Genomic DNA, 19,535 nt, shown 5'->3' with positions numbered 1-19,535 from the left:
CATCCGTTGGCCCTATCAGATGACCGGATGGATCGAATATTCAATATGTTTGTCGGGTCAGCTCGAGCACAGAATTGCGTATTGCCGATCCAAGCCGAAACAGTTTGCGGTTCAGCCGGGCTATCCGCTACGGCGGGTTATGTGACCTGCCGCTCTGGGAATTGGAATATGGCGCCGGGCTGCGGTGGATTCGTTCCGGAACGGGGCGTCGCTCTTCCTTCGGGGAGAGCCCGAGAAGGGCTTCTGACATTGCGGCTGGCGAAACTTGACCGGATCGATCTGAAGATCCTTTGCGAACTGCAGAAGAATGGCCGAATGACCAATGTCGAGCTTGCCGGCATCGTGGGGCTGTCGCCCAGCCCATGCCTGATGCGGGTGCGGCGACTGGAGAAAGCGGGCTATATCTCCGGCTACGGCGCGGCGATCAACATGGCGAAGCTGGGGGACGTGGTCCTGGTGTTCACCGAGGTCACCTTGTCGGATCACAAGCAGGGTGATTTCGCGCGGTTCGAGGCGGCCGCGCGCAGTCTCGACGAGATCATGGAATGCCACCTGGTCAGTGGCGGCTACGATTATCTCCTGAAATTCGTCACCCGCGGCATTGCGCATTACCAGGAGACGATCGAGGGCCTTCTGCAGCGCAACCTCGGCATTGAGAAATACTTCAGCTACGTGGTGATCAAGTCACCTGTCGTGAAGAGCTACTATCCGATCAACGCTCTATTCGGCGAGGCCGATTGAGCGGCAAAGACGCCCGGGCCAGCGTTTCCTGCTGTTCGGGCGGCCATATTCGGCACGAAATTGGGCCTTAGCCACCGAATATAACGTGCATACCCGATGGTTGACCCTTTCCCTCATCAACAGTGCGAGGAACTCCCATGAGCGTGTTTCGCCCCAAATACATAACCTTTGACTGCTATGGCACGCTCACGCGATTCCGCATGGGCGACATGGCCGACATGGTCAGCAAAGGGCGCATTCCGCATGAACAGAGCCCCGCGTTCTCGCGCGATTTCGCAGCCTATCGGCTGGACGAGGTGATGGGCGCCTGGAAGCCTTATGCGGAGGTGATTGCCTCTGCGCTCGAGCGGACTTGCAGGCTTTGGAAGATCGACTATCGGCCCGAGGACGCGACGAAGATCTATGAGACCGTGCCCAGCTGGGGACCTTGGGACGACGTGCCCGAGCCTCTGGGACGCGTCGGCAGAGCATTCCCTCTGGTTATCCTGTCCAACGCCTCCAATGCTCAAATCCACCAGAACGTGGAGAAGCTGGGCGCGCCATTCCACGCGGTGTTCACGGCGGAAGACGCCGGCGCCTACAAGCCGCGGTTCCGCGCATTCGAGTACATGCTGGACAAGCTGAGCTGCGATCCCTCCGAGATCATGCACGTCTCGGCCAGCTACCGGTACGACCTGCAATCGGCCCGCGATCTCAAGTTCGGCCGCCGCGTTCACGTTGCACGCGGGTTCGAGCCGATCGCGCCCGAATACGCAACCGACATCATTTCCGATATCGGCGGCCTGCCGGCGCTCGTGGGGTTGTGAGTAAGTAAAGCAGACGCGCCCGCTTCCGGGCCGGCCATGAGGCGGTGTTATAGAGTCCACAGCAATTTTCATTGGTTCAGGCATGTCGCCCCAGGGCACTATTCACCGAAAAACGCCACAGAACAGAGGGGATCGAGCCGATGAAACCTGCTTTTTCGCGTGTGATGGGGCTGAGCCTTGTGCTTGCCGCCGCATTGTTTTCTCCAGCGGTCGCCCAGGAAACGGTGACTTACGCGACCGACGGCGGCAACATTCTGGACGTGATGAAGAAGACCCTGATCGGACCAGCCGAGCAGAAGCTGGGCATCCGGGTCGTTCCCGATCCCAATGCCGACCGCTACCCCGTTCTCAAGGCGCAGGTGCTGTCGGGCAAGCCGACCTGGGACGTGGTCGACTTCTCCGCCGGATATTGCGCGCGCGGCCAGCAGGAAGGCCTGCTCGAGCCGCTGGACTATTCGGAAATTCCGAACGCCGCCTCGGTGCCCGAGCAGTTCAAGGATGAATACTCGGTGGGGCTCTCGGCCTATGCGACCGTTTTGGCCTATAACACCGACACCTACGGCGATAACGGTCCGAAGACCTGGGCCGATTTCTGGGATGTGGAGAAGTTCCCTGGCCGGCGGGCCCTGCGCAACTATGCGCGCCCGACGCTGGAGATTGCTTTGCTGGCAGACGGCGTCGCGCCTGAGGACCTTTATCCGCTGGATGTGGACCGAGCGTACAAGAAGCTCGAGGAAATCAAGCCGCATATCAATGTGTGGTGGACCTCCGGCGCCGAAACCACGCAGCTGCTGTTCGACGGGGAAGTGGACATGCTGCCCCTGTGGGACGGCCGCGCGGATACGGCCATACAAGAGGGCGCGGCTGCCAAATTCACCCGGAACCAGGCGATCATGGAATATACGTGCCTGGCCGTGCTGAAAGGGACGCAGCACAAGGATGCGGCGATGAAATTCATCAACGCGCTGCTCGATCCCAAAGGACAGGCAGGCTGGGCAACCGACTACCTGACCGGCCCGCTCAACACGGCGTTCGCGCAGCATGTGGAGCCGAAGCGACTGGCGCGGCTGACGACAGCGCCGGAGAACCTTAAGGTCCAAGTGCCGCTGAATGCGGCGTGGTGGGCATCGGAAGCCGGGGCGAATGCGGAGAAGCGCTGGCTCGAATTCATGCAGAAGTAAAACCGGCACGCTCCCCCGGCAGCGCTCGGCCCCGCAAGGTGGACGGGTGCTGCCGATGCCGCGATAATGCACCTCGGCCGTGCAAGCAGACAATTAGGGGACATTGTGCAGCAGCAGAATTACACGCTCGCGACGCCGCATGAGGCAGGAAGAACTGTCAGCATGTCAGATCTTCCGATCGAGCAGGCCATTGCCCGGGAAGAAAGGAAGGAACAGCGCATCTACCTGATGCTGTTCATGCCCGCGGTGATGCTTGTGGTTCTCTTTCTCGGCGTGCCGCTGCTCATTCTCGCGATCCAGTCGTTTCAAGAAGGCGGGCACCTCACCCTTGAACATTACGCCCGCATTTTCGACGAGCCGATCTATTGGCGGACCTATTACGACACGCTCGAGATCAGCGTCGCGGTTACCGTGCTGTGCATCCTGCTGGGCTTTCCGCTGGCCTATGCGGCGGCCATCGCGCCCCGCGGCTGGTCGACGCTGATCCTCGCGCTGGTGATGCTGCCGTTCTGGACGAGCGTGCTGGTGCGGACCTATGCTTGGCTGGTGGTGCTGCAGCGCCGCGGCATCGTCAACAGTCTGCTGATGAGTGCAGGCATCATCGATGCCCCGCTGTCGCTGTCGCACAATACCTTTGCCGTCCTGATCGGCATGGTGCACGTGATGCTGCCCTTCATGGTGTTCCCGCTCTATGCCGCCATCAGCAAAATACCGCAGGACCTGCTGCAGGCCGGCTCGAGCCTGGGGGGCAGCCCCTGGTACGTGTTCAGGCGGGTTCTGCTGCCGCTCTCCCTTCCCGGCATGTTCGCCGGCAGCGTGCTGGTCTTCATTCTTTCTCTCGGCTTCTACCTCACGCCGGAACTGCTGGGCGGCGGCAAGACCATCCTGGTATCCTCGCTCGTTCAGCGCAATATCGAGCTCTACCTGCAGTTCGGCGCGGCGAGTGCCGTCGCGATGATCCTGCTGCTCATCGTGTTCGTGATCTTCTGGCTGGTGGATCGCATCCTGCCGGTCGAGAAGATCGTCGGCATGCGCTAGGGACTGCCGGCATGCAGACCTGGTCTCGCCCCCTGCTCTGGACAACGACGGTCGCGATCCTCGCTTTCCTGATCCTGCCGATCGTGATCGTGGTGATCATGTCCTTCTCGGGGTCGCGCTTTCTCACCTTTCCGCCGCCGAGTTTCTCGCTGCGCTGGTATGAGGCCTATTTCGGCGATCGCGACTGGATGGACGCGACCCGCACGAGCGTGCTGCTGGCCACTTTGGCCACGGTGTTTGCCGTGCCGATCGGAACGGCGGCCGCTTATGCGGCAAACGTCTCGTCGTCCAAGCTGGTGCGGCTGCTGCAGCTGTGGCTGCTCACGCCGGTGATGGTGCCGGTCATCATTCTCGCCGCCGGCATCTACATGGTCTATGCGCAGGTGGGTCTCGTCGCCACCAAAACAGGGCTGGTGTGCGCCTATACCATGATGAACCTGCCCTATGTGTTCATTGCGGTGCTGGCCGGGCTGCGGTCCTTCGACATGAGCCAGGAAGACGTGGCGCGCAGCCTCGGGGTGAACCGTTTCGAGGCGTTCATGAAGGTGACCCTGCCGCAGATCAAGCCGTCGATCATCACGGGCGCGCTGTTCGCCTTCATCGGAGCGCTGGATGAAACGGTGGTGTCGATCTTCATCGCCGGCGGGGAGAACCAGACCCTGCCACGACGCATGTTCATGAGCCTGAGAAACGAGATCGACCCGACCATTGCCGCCATCAGCTCGGTGCTGATCGCCATCTCGTTCTCGCTCGTCATCCTGTTTGGGATGCGGGGCAGGAAATCACAAATGCAGTGAAGCTGGTCGTCCCAGTCGTTGCAGGAGCGAGGCAAGGTTCAGGCTCCTGATAAGGCCAACTCCAAACTTTGGTAGCGCATATGCGAGCGATATCCCGCTTTGTTCCGGCCCGGGTGCAGAACCTGTCCAAGGCCTACCACCAATTCTACGCCTTGCGGGACGTATCCCTCGACATTGCCGCGGGCGAGTTCGTGTCGATATTGGGCCCGTCCGGCTCGGGCAAGACGACGCTGCTGCAGATCGTCGGCGGCTTCATCCGGCCAACCTCGGGACATGTGTTCTTCGGCGATGCGGACGTAACGCTGTTGCCGCCGCAGAAGCGGGACATCGGCGTGGTGTTCCAGAACTATGCGCTCTTCCCGCATCTGACGGTGGCGGAGAACATCGCCTTTCCCTTACGCGCACGCAAGGTTTCGGCGGCGGAGTGCGCGGCGAAAGTGAACCGCGCCTTGGCGACGGTGGAGCTGAGCGGCTATGGCGACCGCCCCGTCAGCAAGCTTTCGGGCGGCCAGAAGCAGCGCGTCGCCTTGGCGCGGGCCATCGTGTTCGAGCCGCGCCTCATCCTGATGGACGAGCCGCTCTCGGCCCTGGACAAGAACCTGCGGGAGAGCATGCAGCTGGAATTGCGCAAGCTTCACAGTCAGCTCGGCGCGACGATCATCTATGTGACCCACGACCAGCGCGAGGCCCTGACCATGTCCGATCGGGTTGCGGTGATGCATGCCGGCCGGATCGTGCAGATCGACACGCCGCGCGCGCTTTACTCCTCTCCCGTGGACCATTTCGTTGCGGGCTTCGTGGGCGAGTCGACCCTGGTTCCCACCCGGCGGGTCGGCTCCCGGCAGGTCGCCTTGGGGCCGTTCACGCTGCAGACGCCGCGCGAGGTGCCTGCGGGCGAGGAGCTTTTCCTTGCACTGCAGGCTGAAACGATTCTGCCGTGCGGCGCCGAGGACGAGCCGGGCAGCAACTATCTTTCGGGTGTCGTGACCGATCTCGTGTTCCAGGGCGAAAGCCTGAAAGGCGCGGTGCGGCTGGAGGGCGGGACGAGCATCAACTTCCGGCTGCCCAGCCATTCCTATAATGCCCGGTCTCTTCCCCAGGCTGGAGCGACCGTGCGCCTGAAGCTTCACGTGCAGGACACGGTGGTGGTGCCCCGCAATCCCGAAGCGAAAGCGGACATCTGAGATAAACCTGGCCGTCGGTGGTGCTGGCAGGAGTCGTGTTCCGTCAGCGTCCATAGCTTATGGCTATATGGACGCAATATCATGGAATTGGACGATTTCCCCCATTTTGGGTGTTCCTTGGGCGAGCGGACCGCATCGGTCCGATTACGCCGAGACCTGGATGGCACATCCATAAACACACGGTGCCATCTCTCAATCTGGAGAGCTTGAATGGGTTACCGGGTCGGTGTCGATATTGGCGGCACCTTCATCGATTTCTGCTTCTTCGAGGAAGGGACCAAGACGCTGTCCACCTTCAAGGTGCTGACCACTCCGGATAATCCTGGCGCGGAGGTGATGACCGGCCTGAAGCTCGCCGAAGAGCGCATCGGCGTGAAGCCATCCGCCATTTCGCATTTCATTCACGGCACCACGGTCGGCGTGAACACGGTGATCACGGGCACCGGCGCGAAGCTGGCGCTGTTCGCCACCGAGAACTTCTGCGACGTGCTGGAACTGGCCCGGCTGCGCATGCCGGAAACCTATAACCTCATGTCATTCCGCGCCGACCCGCTTATTCCGCGCGACAGGATCTTTCCCATTGCCGAGCGCATGCGGTCGGACGGCACCGTCAGCCGGCCGCTCGACCGGGGCAGCATCGAGGCCGCCGTGAGCGCGGCCAAGGTCAGGGGCGTCGAAGGGATCATCATCTCCTTCATCAATGCCTACCGCAACGACCAGCACGAACGCGAGGCCAAGAGCCTCGTCCAAGCCCTCGCACCGGAGCTATTCGTCTTCACCTCGACCGAGATCTGGCCGGTCATCCGCGAATACGAGCGCACCACCACGGCGGTGATCAACGGCTATGTCCACCCGCGCGTGGCGCACTACATCACCCGCCTGCAGCAGGCACTGCGTGAACATCGCGTTCCCTCGGCACCGCTCATCACCAAGTCCAACGGCGGCATCATGAATGCCGAACTGGGCAAGACGAATTGTGTGAGCATGCTCCTATCCGGCACGGCATCCGGGGTGATGGGCGCAGCCTTCATCGCCAAGAAGGCGGGTATCGATCATGTGCTCACCATCGACATCGGCGGCACGAGCGCCGACGTGGCCGTTATCAATGACGGCCAGCCGCAATACGCCACGGGAGAGAAGATTGGCGAGCACGTGCTTCACGTTCCCGCCGTCGCGGTCAGTTCCATCGGCGATGGCGGCGGCTCGATCGCGTGGGTGGACGACTTCGGCGTGCTGAAGGTCGGCCCGGAAAGCGCGGGATCGAACCCCGGGCCGGCTTGCTACGGCCGTGGCGGGGAGCGCGCGACCATCACCGATGCCTTCGCGGTCTGCGGCCTCATTGGACACGAGAGCCTCGCCTATGGCGCGATCTCCGTCGACCGCGCGCTGGCACGCAAGGCGGTCGGGGCACTCGCCGACCGGCTGGGCTGGACGGTCGAACGCACGGCTCAAGCGATCATCGATGTCGCGATCTCGGGCATGTTCCTGGAGATCAATAAGCTGGTCGCGCGGCATGGCATCGACCTGCGCGCGTTCACCATGCTGGCCTTTGGCGGCGCGGGACCGATGCTCGCACCCATGCTGGCACGGGAGCTCGGCATCCCCAAAGTGCTCATACCGCTGCGGCCCGGTGTCGTCTCGGCGCTTGGCGGGCTCGTCGCGGATATCCGCAACGACTTCATCCAGAGCCTCTATGTGTCACTGTCGGCGGAAACCTTGCCCAAGCTTGCCGACGGCTATGCAACCCTTCGCGCGCAAGCCGACAATTGGCTTCAGAATGAACAGCAGTTCCACGGTGAAGCCCAGTATCTGCTTTCGGCCGACATGCGCTATGCTGGGCAATCCTTCGAGATCGAAGTGCCGCTCGAGGCGGCGTGGATCGCAGCAGGCGATCTTGTGGCGATCAGCGCTGCGTTCCACGCGCGGCACGAGCAGCTCTATGCCTATCACGACGATGCCGCGGAAATCCATGTGGTGAACCTGCGGCTGGTCGCGACGGCTGAAGGGCTCAAGCCCGATCTGACCGAACTTGCCGCGGCGGACGGGCCAGCTGTCCCTGTCGGTGAGGTCGAAGCGATGCTCGACGGCGCCGTGGTCACGGCTGGCCTTTACCGCCGGGATGACCTCGGCCCGGGGCAGCGTTTCAAAGGGCCGGCCATCATCCTGCAGTCAGATACCACCTCCTGCATTCCCGCCGGTTTCGACGCGCGCGTCGACACCTTCGGCAACATTCTCTTGTCCCGCATGGCGGCTTGATAGAAAGCTCGAGATGACCGACAAGGCCACGCTGCAAATCGTTGCCAACCATTTCCGAGCCGCCTCGGAAAGCATGGCATATACCCTTTACCGGACGGCACAATCGACCTTCGTGAAGGAGACGGAGGATTTCACCATCGGCCTGGTGACGCCGGAGGGAAAGACCTTCTCCGTGCCGATGGACTATGGCGCCACGTGGTATCCGGGCCTGGATTATGGTCCGGCGATCCGCATGGTCGAGAGCTACCAGGACGGCGACATCTGCTTCACCAACGACCCCTATAGCGGGTTTCTCTGCACCCACACGCCGGACATCCACATGTGGAAGCCGGTGTTCCACGAAGGTGAGATCGTCTGCTTCACGGTCGGCCACATCCACAACACGGATATGGGTGGCTCGGTCCCGGCTTCGCTGTCGCGCGCCAATACGGAGGTGCATCAGGAAGGCATACGCTTCGCGCCCTCGAAGCTCTACAAGGCCGGCATGCTGAACGAGGAGCTGTTGGGGACCATGCTGCTCAATGTCCGCCAGCCGGACATGAACTGGGGCGATCTCAAGGCCTTTGTCGGCGCGCTCAATACGGGCGCGCGGAAGATACAGGAAATGATCGCCAAGATGGGCGTGGAGAGCGTGAAACGGTCCATGTACGAGGTGATGGACTACGCGGAGGTGCAGACCAGGGCCATCCTGCGCTCCGTTCCCGACGGCACCTATCAGTTTACGGATTACTGCGACGAGGACTCCGTCGGCGGATATCCGGTGCGATTGAACCTCGCGCTGACCATCAAAGGCGACGAGGCGGTGCTCGACTTCACCGGCACGGATCCGCAGCTCACCTCATCGCTGAACGTGCCCACCGGGGGCAACCCGCGCCACACCCTGATGCTGGTGGGTGTTTACTACGTGCTCTACAGCCTCAATCCCGAGATCATGGTCAATTCGGGGATGACGCGGCCGTTCACCTGCATCTTGCCGGATGGCAGCGTGGTGAACCCCCGCTTTCCCGCCGCTGTCGGCATGCGCAGCCTTACCTGCGGCCGGCTGCGCAGCCTGATTTTCGGTGCCTTCGCCCAAGCCATACCGGAACGCATGCCGGCGGCTCCGGCCGGGTCCAGCTCCATCGTCAATGTGATGACCACCGACCCCAGGGACGGCCGCCGAGTCATCGCCGCCATCGACCCCATCGTCGGCGGCGGCGGCGGCATGCCCTTCCGGGACGGCACCGACGGCTCCGGCGCGGACGGCGCCTATCTCAAGAACACCCCGGTCGAGATCAACGAGGCGGAGGTTCCCGTCGAGATCATCCGCTACAGCCTCGCGCCCGATTCCGGCGGAGCGGGCCGCTGGCGCGGCGGCCTCGGCACCGTGCTGGAATTCAAGGTGTTCTCTCCGAACACGCGCATCACCATCCGCAATCGGGACCGGTCGCGATTCTCCGCCTGGGGCATTCTCGGCGGCAAGGCCGGCAAGGCTTCTGGCTCCATGCTGAACCCAGGCACGCCGCGCGAGATCGCCCTGGGCAACCAGGATTTCGTGGTGGCGGGGCCTGGCGATGTCTTCCGCATCTTCTCGCCCGGTGGCGGGGGCCGCGGCTGCCCGCTCGAGCGCGAGCCCTGGCGCGTATTGCGCGATGTGGAGAAGGGGTTCGTCTCGGAAGCCTCGGCATTGTCCGACTATGGCGTGGTGCTCCGGAACGGCGAGCTGGACGAAGCGGCGACTGCCGCCGAGCGCCGCGGCCGGAAGGATGAGCAGGCGAGACGGAGTACTGGCTTCTTCGACTATGGCGCGCAGCGAACCGCCTATGAGACCGTCTGGACCGGGGAAGCCTACAGCGCGCTGATGGACATCCTGTTCTCGCTGCCGGTCGAGTGGCGCTTCTTCATCAAGCACGAGATTTTCCGCGCGGTCGAGACCCTGCCCGATGAAGCCCGCGGCACGGCGCGTTCGGTCCAAGAGATCTTCGACCAGCTGAGAGCGACCTATCCGCAGCTGCGGCAGGACTTGCGATGCGCCGGCTGAAGAGGATATCCGCATGGACCTGAGCTTCGATCCCGCCGACGTGTCACTCCCCAGCGGGCACTACATCGGCGGCCGCCATCGCCCCGCAACCGGCGGCGTCACCTTGTACCGGCCGAGCGACGGGGTGGCTTTCGCCGACTGTCCCATTGGCGATGAAAACCTGGTGGACGAGGCGGTGCAGACGGCGCTTGCGGCACTGAAAGCGAGCGGCTGGGCAAGCTGCCGGCCGCGCGAGCGGGTGAATGCCATGCACCGCTGGGCCGATCTGATCGAGGCCGAGGCGGAGACGCTCGCACGGCTGGAGGCGGTCGCCTCCACCCGGCCGGTTGCGCAAGCGATCGAGGCTGACGTGGCCATCACGGCCGAACAGATCCGGTTCTTCGCCGAAATGGCCGACAAGGAGGGCGGCGACCTGGTGCCCACCGCGGAAAGCCAGATGGGCATGATCCTGACCGAGCCCTATGGGGTGGTTGGCGCGATCACGCCATGGAACTTCCCCATCGCCATGGCCGGTTGGAAGCTGGGGCCGGCTTTGGCGGCGGGCAACGCCGTCGTGCTCAAGCCGTCGGAAATGACGCCGTTTTCGACCGTCTATCTGGCCATGCTCGCAGAGCGCGCCGGGCTTCCTGCCGGGCTGATCAATATCGTGCTGGGCGACGGCCCCACCACGGGCAATGCGATCACCGGCCATCCGGATATCGGCAAGATCAGCTTCACCGGATCGACCCGCGCAGGCCAGGCCATCATGGCCAATGTGGCGCGCATCGGCGTGAAGCCGATGACGCTCGAGCTGGGCGGAAAGAGCCCGCAGATCGTGTTCGCCGATGCCGACATGGATCTCGCGGCGGACTGCGTGACCCGCGGCATCATCGCCAATGCCGGGCAGGTCTGCGTGGCCGGCTCGCGCCTGTTGGTGGAAGAGAGCGCAGCCGAAGCCCTGGCCGCCGCCATTGCGCGGCGGATGGCGGAAATCCGGCCCGGCGCCACTTGGGAGGCCGAGACGGGTTTTCCACCGATCATCTCGCAGCGTCAGATCGCGCGCATCGCGGAGATCGTCCAGGCATCAGTGGCGCAAGGCGCGAAGGTCATGGCGGGCGGCGCACGGATCGATCGCTCCGGCTATTTCTACCAGCCGACCTTGCTGGGCGAAGTTCGCGCAGACTCGCCGGCCGTGACGGAGGAGATCTTCGGACCGGTGCTGACCATGCAGACCTTCCGCAGCGAGGACGAAGCACTGATGCTGGCCAGGCACCCGACCTATGGCTTGGCCGCCGGGGTCTACACCCGGGACCTGTCGCGGGCCATGCGTGTGACCAAGCGGATCGAGGCTGGCACCGTGTGGGTGAACCGCTACGGCCGCAGCCGGGACCATATCCTGCCGACGGGCGGGTACAAGTCATCCGGCATCGGCAAGGATCTCGGCCGGGAAGCCTACAGAGCCAACCGCCGGCAGAAGAGCGTGCTCATCGACCTCTGACGGCAACGCTTGATCAGAGCAACTCGCGCAGGCAGTTCAGGAACGGCTTGAAGAAGCGCGAGAGCGGGCGCGCGCTGTTGGTCGAGACCGCCATGTTCATGGTCACGATCGGCACGAAGGGCCGCGCCACGAGCCCCTGGAAATTGTGCCAGGCGACCAGGCCATCCACGACCGCAATGCCCAAGCCGGCGCTGACCAGCGGCACGGCCCCGATCGACGACGATATTTGAATCGAGACGTCGCGCACGGTGCCGCACTGCTGGAAGGCATCGTCCAGCGCCGGCGTTATTTCCGCGACCGAGCTATAGGAGATCAGGTGCCTGCCGGCCAGATCCAGGGGCGTGATCTCGTCTTTCTCAGCCAGCGGATCGTCCTCGCGCATGACAGCCATGATCCTGACCGGCGCGAGCACCTCAGTGCGCACGGTGGGCGCCTGGATCGTCGAGAGCGTCACGGCCATGTCGATATCGCCGATGAGCAGCTGCTCGGTGATTTCGCGCTTCGGCAAGGTGTGCAGCTGGATCTTCACCGTCTCATATTTCCGGCGGAACTTCAGCAGCGCCGAGGCAATGACGGAATAGGTCACCGGCGGGCTCGCCCCGATCCGGAGCAGGCCGATCTTGCGCTCCCCTATGGTCATGGCGAGGTTCTTCAGAACCTCGATTTCGCGAAATACGCGGTCCGCATCCTCGTAGAGCAGATGCGCTTCCATGGTGGGGATGAGGCGGCCGCCGATACGCTCGAACAGCTTGTATCCGAGCTGGCTCTCCAGATGATGCAGCACCTTGCTGACCGCCGGCTGCGACACGGAGAGGGAATTGGCGGCAGCGGTGGCGGAGCCGTCGCGCATTATGGCGCGGAAGACTTCAAGCTGGCGGGCATTCATATCCTGGGATCCGCAGATCACGTCATCTCATCTGGGCCAAGACTTCCCATAACCCGAGGTTACATACAAGGCATGAAATGCGATTGGCCAGGGCAAGCGCGGGCATGCAAGCATGCAGAATACCGACCCCTTCCTTCAACGAGCAGCCGGTATGGAAGCCAGGTTCTTGCGCCTTGCCGAACAGAATCGAAGACCGGTCAGGCTGATCATCGACGGCGCCGAAGTTCAGGCTCTGGAGGGCGACATGCTGCTCACCGTGCTCATGCTGAATATCGGCTTCGCGCGGCTTTCCGATTTCGGCGACGGCAAGCGCGCCGGCTTCTGCTTCATGGGCGCCTGCCAGGACTGCTGGGTCTGGACCAGGGAGGGCGAGCGGTTGCGCTCGTGCTCGGTGCCCGTCGCCGAGGGCATGGAGATCTGCACGACAGCGCCGGAGGGACTGTGGCCGATCCCCGCATAGTCATCGTGGGCGCGGGTCCCGCTGGCACACGCGCGGCTGAGGCTCTGGTTGCGGCGGGCCTGCGGCCGACCGTGATCGATGAGGGGCGCTACAGCGGCGGACAGATCTATCGCCGGCAGCCCCCGAACTTCACGCGCAGGCCGGAGGCGCTGTATGGCACCGAAGCCGCCAAGGCGCGGGCCATTCACTCGGCTTTCGACCAACTGGCCGGACGCATCGATTATCGGCCGGAGACGCTTGCCTGGGCGGTGAAGGACAACACGCTGCACATCCAGAAAAACATGCGGATCGAGGCGCTCGATTATGATGCGCTGCTCATCGCCTCTGGCGCGACCGATCGCGTGATACCCCTGCCGGGCTGGACCTTCCCGGGCTGCTATTCGCTCGGCGCGGCGCAGATCACCCTGAAGATGCAGGCTTGCGCCATTGGCAGCCGCGTGGTGTTCCTGGGCACGGGCCCGCTCCTGTATCTCGTCGCCTGGCAGTATCTCAAGGCCGGCTGCGCGCCCCTGGCCGTACTCGATACATCGCGCATGGCTGATCATCTTGCCGGCTTGCCGCTGATGGCCTCGCGCCCCGAACAGCTGCTGAAGGGCGCCCGGCTCGTTTCAGGCCTGCGGCGAGCGGGCGTTGCTATCTGGCGCGGCATCCTCCCGCGCGAGGTGCTCGGCGACCCGGACAGGGGCGTGGCCGGCATCCGTTTCACCGATGCGAACGGGCAGGATCGGCAGATCGACTGCAATGCCATAGGGATGGGTTATCACCTCCGGGCCGAAAGCCAGCTCGCCGATCTTGCCGGGTGCGAATTCGCCTTCGACCCGCTGCTTAGGCAATGGCTGCCGCATGTGGACGATGCCGGCCGCAGCTCGGTTGCCAATGTCTACTTGGCTGGCGATGGCGTGCGCATTCTGGGTGCGGATGCGGCAGAGACGAGCGGCCGGCTGGCGGCGATGGCGCTGCTGACCGACTTCGGACGGGCCCAGCCTCGATTCGCAATGGACCGTCTGCGGCGGCTGATGCAGCGCCACAAGCGCTTCGCGCAGGGAATAGCCAAGGCCTTTCCCTGGCCGTGGCAGCAGATGGCCACGATGCCCCGCACCACGGTGGTCTGCCGGTGCGAAGCCATCACCGTGGACGAGCTGTGCAGCGCGGTCGAGACCTGCCAGGCGCCGGAGGTCAACCGCGCCAAGGCCTTCTCTCGCGTGGGGATGGGACGCTGCCAGGGCCGGTTCTGCGGGCAGGCGAGCCAGGAGATCGTCGCCTTCGCGCAGCAGGCATCGGTGGAGTCTTCCGGCCGGCTGCGCGGCCAGGCGCCAGTCAAGCCGCTGCCCATCGGCGTGTGCGAAGAGGTTGGCCATGGCTGAGACACGCGGCGCAGCGGATATCATCATCATCGGTGGGGGGATCGTGGGGTGCTCCGCGGCCTTCTTTCTGCGGCGCCGCAATCTCTCCGTGATCCTGCTGGAGCGCTACCTGGTCGGCCAGCAGGCGAGCGGTACCAATTTCGGCAATGTGCGCCGTCAGGGGCGCCATCTCACGCAGCTGCCGCTGGCCAATCGCTCGCGCGCCATCTGGGCGCAGATCCCGTCGCTGACCGGATCGGATGTGGAGTTCATGCCGGTCGGGCACGTTCGCTTCCTATGGAGCGAGGAGCAGATCGCGGTGGTGGAGGACTATGCGCGGCAAGCCAGCCACTATGGGTTGGAACTGCACATTCTCAGCCAGCGCGAGATCCGCGAGAGGTTTCCCTTCGTCGGACCGGAGGCGGTGGCAGGCTCCTGGTCACCTCATGACGGCCACGCCAATCCGCGGCTGGTTGCGCCAGCCTTCGCGCGCGCAGCCGCCAAGCTGGGCGCGGCCATCCACGAGAACTGCGCAGCATCGGCCATCGAGAAAACCGGCGAGGACTTCATCGTCACGACGCCAACCGGCCAGTTCCGCGCGCCGCTTGTTCTGATCGCGAGCGGCGCCTGGGGTGGCGGCTTGGCCGAGCAGCTGGCCGAGCCGGTTCCGATCGAGGTTGCGGGGCCGCAGATGGGCGTCACCGAGCCGGCGCCCTACTTCATTCATCCCGTGGTCGGGGTCTCGACCAAGATTCCGGGCGAAGTGGCCTATCTCCGGCAAATTCCGCGTGGCAACATCATCTTTGGCGGCGTTCACCGGCGCCCGGCCGCGCTGGACGAGCGCCGGGCGAAGTATGACCCAGCCGGGCTGATGGCGCAGTTCCGGCAGATCCTGCGCCTGGCGCCCACCTTGCGCCATTTACGGCTGATCCGCACCTGGTCGGGGGTTGAAGGCTATATCGGCGACGACCGGCCGATCATGGGTGCAAGCGAGAAGACGAGCGGTCTCTATTATGCTTTCGGCTTCTGCGGCTACGGGTTCCAGCTGGGGCCGGGCGTCGGCGACGTGATGGCCGAGCTCATCGCGACCGGAAAGACCGAGACGCCGATTGACGAGTACCATGTCAACCGCTTCACGCTGCAGCCTGCCGCGCGGCTCCAGGTAAGCGCCGCTCACTGAGGATCTGGCGCCGTCGACGACCCGCTCAGTCCTGTTGCGATACGGTGAACGGCCGATATGGAATTGGCAGAGCGTATTGCTTGCGCAAGGCCTCGAAAATCTCGACCATTTGTGCTTCGACCGGTTTTTCCGTTTCGGTTGACTGTTCGACCGCCTCGAAAATCCGGTGCTTCAGGAAAAAGCGCCATTGCACGGGCATTTGCCACAGGAACGCGGTCAGCAGGTCGAAACGCTTCTTCGTCCAAATCTGCTCGAATTCCATCCGCTCGCGGCCATAGGTGAAATGCGGGGCTGGTCGGCGCGCGCGGGAGGCGCGCTGGCGCTTCGTGGCCTCGAGGTCGAGCATGCCGTCATGGACGACCACGCCATAATCGGCCATCGCGCTGGCCGGCGAGACATAGCCCTGGCGGACGTCGGCGAAGACGGCCTCGGGCGAGCGTTCCAACGGATCGCCATAGCCGCCGGCACCCGGCCCGACCACGCGGATCACATCGCCTGGATGGCACTCGACGAGATCGGCATTGCCCAATTGCACTTCCTCGGGCTGGTCGGGATTTTTGACAAATTGCGACAGCTTGGCGGCCTGCGCCCCGCGCACGCCCCAGGAGGGCATGATGGATCGATTGCGATTCCGTGCGGTGACCACCGTGCCTGGCGCGGATACCCGGAATTCCATCACTGCAGAAAGCCCGCCCCGAAATTTGCCCGGGGCGCCCGTGTCGGGGCACAGGCCGTAGCGCAGGAAATGGATGGGAACTTCCGCCTCGCTGATCTCGATCGGGGTGTTGCGCAGGAAGCCGGTGGCGCCACCGGCGCCGTCGCTGCCATCGCAGAAGGGCGTGCCGCCTCCGCCCCCACCCACCGGACCGATGGACGCCATCACGGGCATGCCGTTCCGGGCCGTGGTCTTCACGTTCATGATGGCATTGCCGCCGGGAGAAGCGGCCGGCATCAGGTCCGGCAGGGCCTGGGAGAAGGCACCCACCGTGACGATCTGGGTCATGGCGCAGATCAGCGACCGCATGCCAACCGCAGCAGGCGCTTGCGCATTGACGATGCTTCCCTCCGGCAGAATGGCCCGAGCCGGCCGCAAGGTGCCGGCATTCAGCAGGAGGTTGTTGTTCAGAGTAAAGAGCACGTAGGTGAGCCCGACCATGACCAGTGGGTGGCGCTCGCGGCCACCGGTCGGCATGTTCAGGGAGGACCCAAGCTGTGGATCGCTTCCGGTATAGTCCAGCTCCACCTCGTCGCCACGGACACGCAACGTCAAGGCCACCCGGCACGGACGGCCACCACTCGAGTCCTCGTCCGCATAATCGGCAAAGAAATAGCTGCCGTCGGGCACCTTGCGCAGTATGGCCCGGGCTTGCTGCTCGGCATAGTCGAGGATCTGCTCGACGCCATCGATGAACGCGTCGAAGCCGAAGCGGTGGATGATCTCCAGGATCTTCCGTTCACCCACATTGACCGAGGCGATCTGTGCGTTGAGGTCGCCCCAGTTCTGATCGGGCAGGCGAACATTGGTCCGAAGCACGCGGCCCACGAACGCGTTCATCACGCCGCGCTCCATGAGCTTCACCGGCGGGATGCGGATGCCCTCCTGCTCGATCTCGGTCAGCGAGCGCGACAGGGACGCGGGGACGGCGCCACCCACATCGGTATTGTGAATATGTCCGACCGCAAAGCAGGCGAGCTTGCCCTCGTAAAACACCGGCTTCCAGATGTGAATGTCCGGCGTATGGGTGGCGACATAGCCGCTATAGGGATCGTTGGTGATGCAGATGTCACCTTCCGAATAGCTGTCGAACATCTCGATCAGCGGTCCATAGTCGATGCCGCTGTACCAGGGCGCACCGAACTGGCGCGGGTTGCCGAAGGCAAGCCCTTCCCGCGTCACGATCTGACAGGAAAAGTCTTCAGTCTCCTTCACGAAGGCCGAATGCGCCGTGCGCATGAGGGTGAAGGCCATGGCATCGGCGGCAGCGCCACAGAAATTGGCGAGTACCTGAAGATTGCGCTGGTCAATGGCCATGTTCGCGAGCCTCATGGTTCAGCGCGATCAACAGATTGCCGAAGGCATCGACGGTGATCGAGAAGCCAGGCGGAACCACCGTGGTCGTATCCTCCTGCACGATGATGGCGGGCGAGGCGATCTCATGCCCGGCCAACAGGCTGCCGCGGGCATAGAGGCTGACCTCGTGCGGGGCACCGTCAAACCACGCCGTGATCTGCTGCATTGGCTGAACCGGGCGGTTGGCGCGCGGCAGGGCGCGGATGCCGGGTTTCGCCGTTGCGCCGGAGATGACGACGCGGAGGTTCACCATCTGAACAGACGCGTTCTCATCCGCATGACCGAAGATGCGCTCGTGCTCGGCATGGAAAGCCCCGGCGATGGCGGCTGCATTCGCCTCGTTGATCCAGGCTTCCTCCAACGGGGTCTCGATCTCGTAGGATTGCCCCCGGTAGCGCATATCGGCGGAAACGGCGAGCGTCGCATCACCCGCGTGGCCCTGCTTGCGATGGAGCCAGTCCAGCGCGGTCGCCTTCAGCGCCACATAGGGGCTTGCCACCTGCGTGACCCCGGCATGGTCGAGATCCACGTAAAGGGTACGGATGAAGTCGTTCTTGAGATCCGCAATGAGCCCACCGAGGGCCGAGACCACCCCGGGCGTCGGCGGCACGACGACACCCCGCATGTTCAGCTCGCGGGCGAGAAAGCAAGCGAGCATGGGGCCGGCGCCACCAAAGGCGAAGAGGTGGAACTCGCGCGGATCTATGCCGTAGCGGGAAATGAGCCCGCTGGCCTCGGCATACATGCTGGAAACCGAGATTTCGATGATGTTGCCGGCGGTCTGCTCGACCGAAAGCCCGAGCTTTTGCGCAAGCGGGGCAATGGCGGCGCGGGCGGCGGCATGGTCGACCGTGACCGCGCCATAACCCAACGGCATGTGGCCGATGAGATTGCTTGCGGCAACGGCATCCGTGAGGGTCGGCCTTTCGCCGCCTCGTCCGTAGCAGACCGGCCCCGGCGTGGAGCCGGCGCTGTCGGGGCCGACCTTGAGGATGCCGAGCTCATCGACCCAGGCGATCGAGCCGCCGCCCTGGCCCACCGAGCTGACCGACACCGATGGCACATGGATCTGAAAGTCGCCGATCAGTTCGCCCACGCCATATTGCGGCGTGCCGTCGATGATGACCGCCATGTCGGCGCTGGTCCCGCCGATATCGAGGCTGAGCACCTTGAGAAGGCCGCAGGTCTTGGCCAAATATCCGGCGCCGATGACACCGGAGGCCGTGCCGGACAGGATCATCTGAACGCATTCGGCTTTCGCCTGCTCGATTCCCATCACGCCGCCATTGGTCTTGGTGATGTGCAGGGGACAGGCGACACCGCGCTCGCGCAGAACCCGCTCGAACGAGTCCAAATAGTGCGCGACCTTCGGCTGCACATACCCGCTGATCACGGCGGTGATGGTGCGCTCATATTCTCGGATGATCGGCCAGATCTCGCTCGAGCAGAACACCGGCAGGCCCGGGGCGATTTCGGCGATCATCGATTTGACGGCCAGCTCATTGGCCGGGTTGCGATAGGAGTGGAGGAAGGAGATCACGATTCCCGTGGCGCCTGCAGCTTTGGCCCGGGCGACCGCATCGGCAACGTCCACATGGCTCGGCTCGATCAGGATATGGCCGGTGGCGTCGATGCGCTCATTGATCCCGAACACCCGCCAGCGCGGGATGAGCGGGTTGGGGCGCCTGGAGTAGAGATTGTGGATCTGCGGGATCTTCAGCCGCGCGATCTGCAGCACGTCCTCGAAATTCAAGGTCGTGAACAGGGCGACGTCCTGCCCATTGCGCTGTATGACCGTATTCACGCCCACAGTGGTGCCGTGGGTGAAGTAGCTGATCGCGGAAGGCTCGATCCCGTGCCGCTCCTTGAGGACGTCAAGGCCTCTCACGATTTCTGCGCCTGGCGCATCCGGCCGCGACAGCACCTTCAGGGTGAAGATGGTCGCGTCGGTCTCGCTGAACACAGCGAAGTCGGTGAAGGATCCGCCGACATCCACCCCAACACGATACGCCATGCCCGCTCCCAGCCATCGTTGGTGACCGACAGGAGTGGCATGGCTGGCAAGCCCTTTGCCAATTCAAATTTGACCCAACGG

General features: G+C 63.8%; 15 protein-coding genes. 12 read left to right on the top strand and 3 right to left on the bottom strand.

Annotation, left to right across the window (positions count from 1 at the left end; translation table 11 throughout):
* Positions 1 to 255 precede the first annotated feature (255 nt).
* The 9 genes from E4P09_RS18620 (at position 256) to E4P09_RS18580 (ending at position 11,500) form a co-directional block, all read left to right on the top strand.
* The gene (locus E4P09_RS18620; protein ID WP_275406475.1) at positions 256 to 741 is read left to right on the top strand and encodes an Lrp/AsnC family transcriptional regulator; all 486 of its coding nucleotides are present in this window, start codon (positions 256 to 258) and stop codon (positions 739 to 741) included.
* Between the two features lie 137 nt (positions 742 to 878).
* On the top strand, positions 879 to 1,547 hold the full coding sequence (locus tag E4P09_RS18615; protein ID WP_137391122.1) for a haloacid dehalogenase type II: 669 nt from the start codon (positions 879 to 881) through the stop codon (positions 1,545 to 1,547).
* A 140-nt stretch (positions 1,548 to 1,687) separates the two neighbouring features.
* Positions 1,688 to 2,728, top strand: coding sequence for an ABC transporter substrate-binding protein (locus E4P09_RS18610; RefSeq protein ID WP_137391121.1), 1,041 nt, complete (start codon positions 1,688 to 1,690; stop codon positions 2,726 to 2,728).
* Between the two features lie 162 nt (positions 2,729 to 2,890).
* Positions 2,891 to 3,766, top strand: a complete 876-nt coding sequence (locus tag E4P09_RS18605) for an ABC transporter permease (RefSeq protein ID WP_137391120.1) — start codon at positions 2,891 to 2,893, stop codon at positions 3,764 to 3,766.
* Positions 3,767 to 3,777: 11 nt separating this feature from the next.
* A complete protein-coding gene (locus tag E4P09_RS18600) occupies positions 3,778 to 4,563 on the top strand; it encodes an ABC transporter permease (RefSeq protein ID WP_137391119.1) in 786 nt (261 codons plus the stop codon).
* 80 nt (positions 4,564 to 4,643) lie between these two features.
* Positions 4,644 to 5,747, top strand: coding sequence for an ABC transporter ATP-binding protein (locus tag E4P09_RS18595; protein WP_137391118.1), 1,104 nt, complete (start codon positions 4,644 to 4,646; stop codon positions 5,745 to 5,747).
* A gap of 210 nt (positions 5,748 to 5,957) precedes the next feature.
* Positions 5,958 to 8,003, top strand: a complete 2,046-nt coding sequence (locus E4P09_RS18590; protein WP_137391117.1) for a hydantoinase/oxoprolinase family protein — start codon at positions 5,958 to 5,960, stop codon at positions 8,001 to 8,003.
* Positions 8,004 to 8,016: 13 nt separating this feature from the next.
* On the top strand, positions 8,017 to 10,023 hold the full coding sequence (locus E4P09_RS18585; RefSeq protein WP_137391116.1) for a hydantoinase B/oxoprolinase family protein: 2,007 nt from the start codon (positions 8,017 to 8,019) through the stop codon (positions 10,021 to 10,023).
* Positions 10,024 to 10,036: 13 nt separating this feature from the next.
* Complete coding sequence (locus E4P09_RS18580; RefSeq protein ID WP_137391115.1) at positions 10,037 to 11,500, top strand: aldehyde dehydrogenase family protein; 1,464 nt, start codon at positions 10,037 to 10,039, stop codon at positions 11,498 to 11,500.
* Between the two features lie 13 nt (positions 11,501 to 11,513).
* On the opposite strand, the gene E4P09_RS18575 is transcribed toward E4P09_RS18580, so the two are convergent.
* Entirely contained in the window at positions 11,514 to 12,386 is an 873-nt protein-coding gene (locus tag E4P09_RS18575; RefSeq protein ID WP_137391114.1) for a LysR family transcriptional regulator, read from the bottom strand.
* Positions 12,387 to 12,537: 151 nt separating this feature from the next.
* On the opposite strand from E4P09_RS18575, the gene E4P09_RS18570 reads away from it, so the two are divergent.
* Genes E4P09_RS18570 through E4P09_RS18560 form a run of 3 tightly spaced genes read left to right on the top strand, consistent with a single transcriptional unit; the run spans position 12,538 to position 15,369 of the window.
* Positions 12,538 to 12,846, top strand: coding sequence for a (2Fe-2S)-binding protein (locus E4P09_RS18570; protein WP_137391113.1), 309 nt, complete (start codon positions 12,538 to 12,540; stop codon positions 12,844 to 12,846).
* Positions 12,828 to 14,210, top strand: a complete 1,383-nt coding sequence (locus E4P09_RS18565) for an FAD/NAD(P)-dependent oxidoreductase (RefSeq protein ID WP_137391112.1) — start codon at positions 12,828 to 12,830, stop codon at positions 14,208 to 14,210. Before E4P09_RS18570 ends, E4P09_RS18565 begins: the two co-directional genes overlap by 19 nt.
* Entirely contained in the window at positions 14,203 to 15,369 is a 1,167-nt protein-coding gene (locus E4P09_RS18560; protein ID WP_137391111.1) for an NAD(P)/FAD-dependent oxidoreductase, read from the top strand. Before E4P09_RS18565 ends, E4P09_RS18560 begins: the two co-directional genes overlap by 8 nt.
* Positions 15,370 to 15,394: 25 nt before the next feature.
* Here the strand turns inward: E4P09_RS18560 and E4P09_RS18555 are convergent, their stop codons facing one another.
* Both E4P09_RS18555 and E4P09_RS18550 read right to left on the bottom strand, forming a co-directional pair.
* On the bottom strand, positions 15,395 to 17,401 hold the full coding sequence (locus tag E4P09_RS18555) for a hydantoinase B/oxoprolinase family protein (RefSeq protein ID WP_137391110.1): 2,007 nt from the start codon (positions 17,399 to 17,401) through the stop codon (positions 15,395 to 15,397).
* Positions 17,391 to 19,454 carry a hydantoinase/oxoprolinase family protein gene (locus tag E4P09_RS18550; protein ID WP_137391109.1) on the bottom strand — a complete coding sequence of 688 codons (2,064 nt, stop codon included), beginning with the start codon at positions 19,452 to 19,454 and terminating at the stop codon, positions 17,391 to 17,393. Before E4P09_RS18550 ends, E4P09_RS18555 begins: the two co-directional genes overlap by 11 nt.
* Positions 19,455 to 19,535: the final 81 nt, after the last annotated feature.

The sequence above is a fragment of the Rhodoligotrophos defluvii genome (assembly GCF_005281615.1).
GTDB lineage: Bacteria > Pseudomonadota > Alphaproteobacteria > Rhizobiales > Im1 > Rhodoligotrophos > Rhodoligotrophos defluvii.
The sequence above is the reverse complement of the archived record's forward strand: the minus strand, read 5'-3'. Positions and strand labels throughout refer to the sequence as shown.

Bases quoted from the DNA above. Each gene is read 5' to 3' on its own strand.
- E4P09_RS18610 (WP_137391121.1), top strand. From the start codon at position 1,688: ATGAAACCTGCTTTTTCGCGTGTGATGGGGCTGAGCCTTGTGCTTGCC.
- E4P09_RS18590 (WP_137391117.1), top strand. From the start codon at position 5,958: ATGGGTTACCGGGTCGGTGTCGATATTGGCGGCACCTTCATCGATTTC.
- E4P09_RS18575 (WP_137391114.1), bottom strand. From the start codon at position 12,386: ATGAATGCCCGCCAGCTTGAAGTCTTCCGCGCCATAATGCGCGACGGC.
- E4P09_RS18560 (WP_137391111.1), top strand. From the start codon at position 14,203: ATGGCTGAGACACGCGGCGCAGCGGATATCATCATCATCGGTGGGGGG.
- E4P09_RS18585 (WP_137391116.1), top strand. From the start codon at position 8,017: ATGACCGACAAGGCCACGCTGCAAATCGTTGCCAACCATTTCCGAGCC.
- E4P09_RS18615 (WP_137391122.1), top strand. From the start codon at position 879: ATGAGCGTGTTTCGCCCCAAATACATAACCTTTGACTGCTATGGCACG.
- E4P09_RS18605 (WP_137391120.1), top strand. From the start codon at position 2,891: ATGTCAGATCTTCCGATCGAGCAGGCCATTGCCCGGGAAGAAAGGAAG.
- E4P09_RS18555 (WP_137391110.1), bottom strand. From the start codon at position 17,401: ATGGCCATTGACCAGCGCAATCTTCAGGTACTCGCCAATTTCTGTGGC.
- E4P09_RS18570 (WP_137391113.1), top strand. From the start codon at position 12,538: ATGGAAGCCAGGTTCTTGCGCCTTGCCGAACAGAATCGAAGACCGGTC.
- E4P09_RS18550 (WP_137391109.1), bottom strand. From the start codon at position 19,454: ATGGCGTATCGTGTTGGGGTGGATGTCGGCGGATCCTTCACCGACTTC.
- E4P09_RS18600 (WP_137391119.1), top strand. From the start codon at position 3,778: ATGCAGACCTGGTCTCGCCCCCTGCTCTGGACAACGACGGTCGCGATC.
- E4P09_RS18580 (WP_137391115.1), top strand. From the start codon at position 10,037: ATGGACCTGAGCTTCGATCCCGCCGACGTGTCACTCCCCAGCGGGCAC.
- E4P09_RS18595 (WP_137391118.1), top strand. From the start codon at position 4,644: ATGCGAGCGATATCCCGCTTTGTTCCGGCCCGGGTGCAGAACCTGTCC.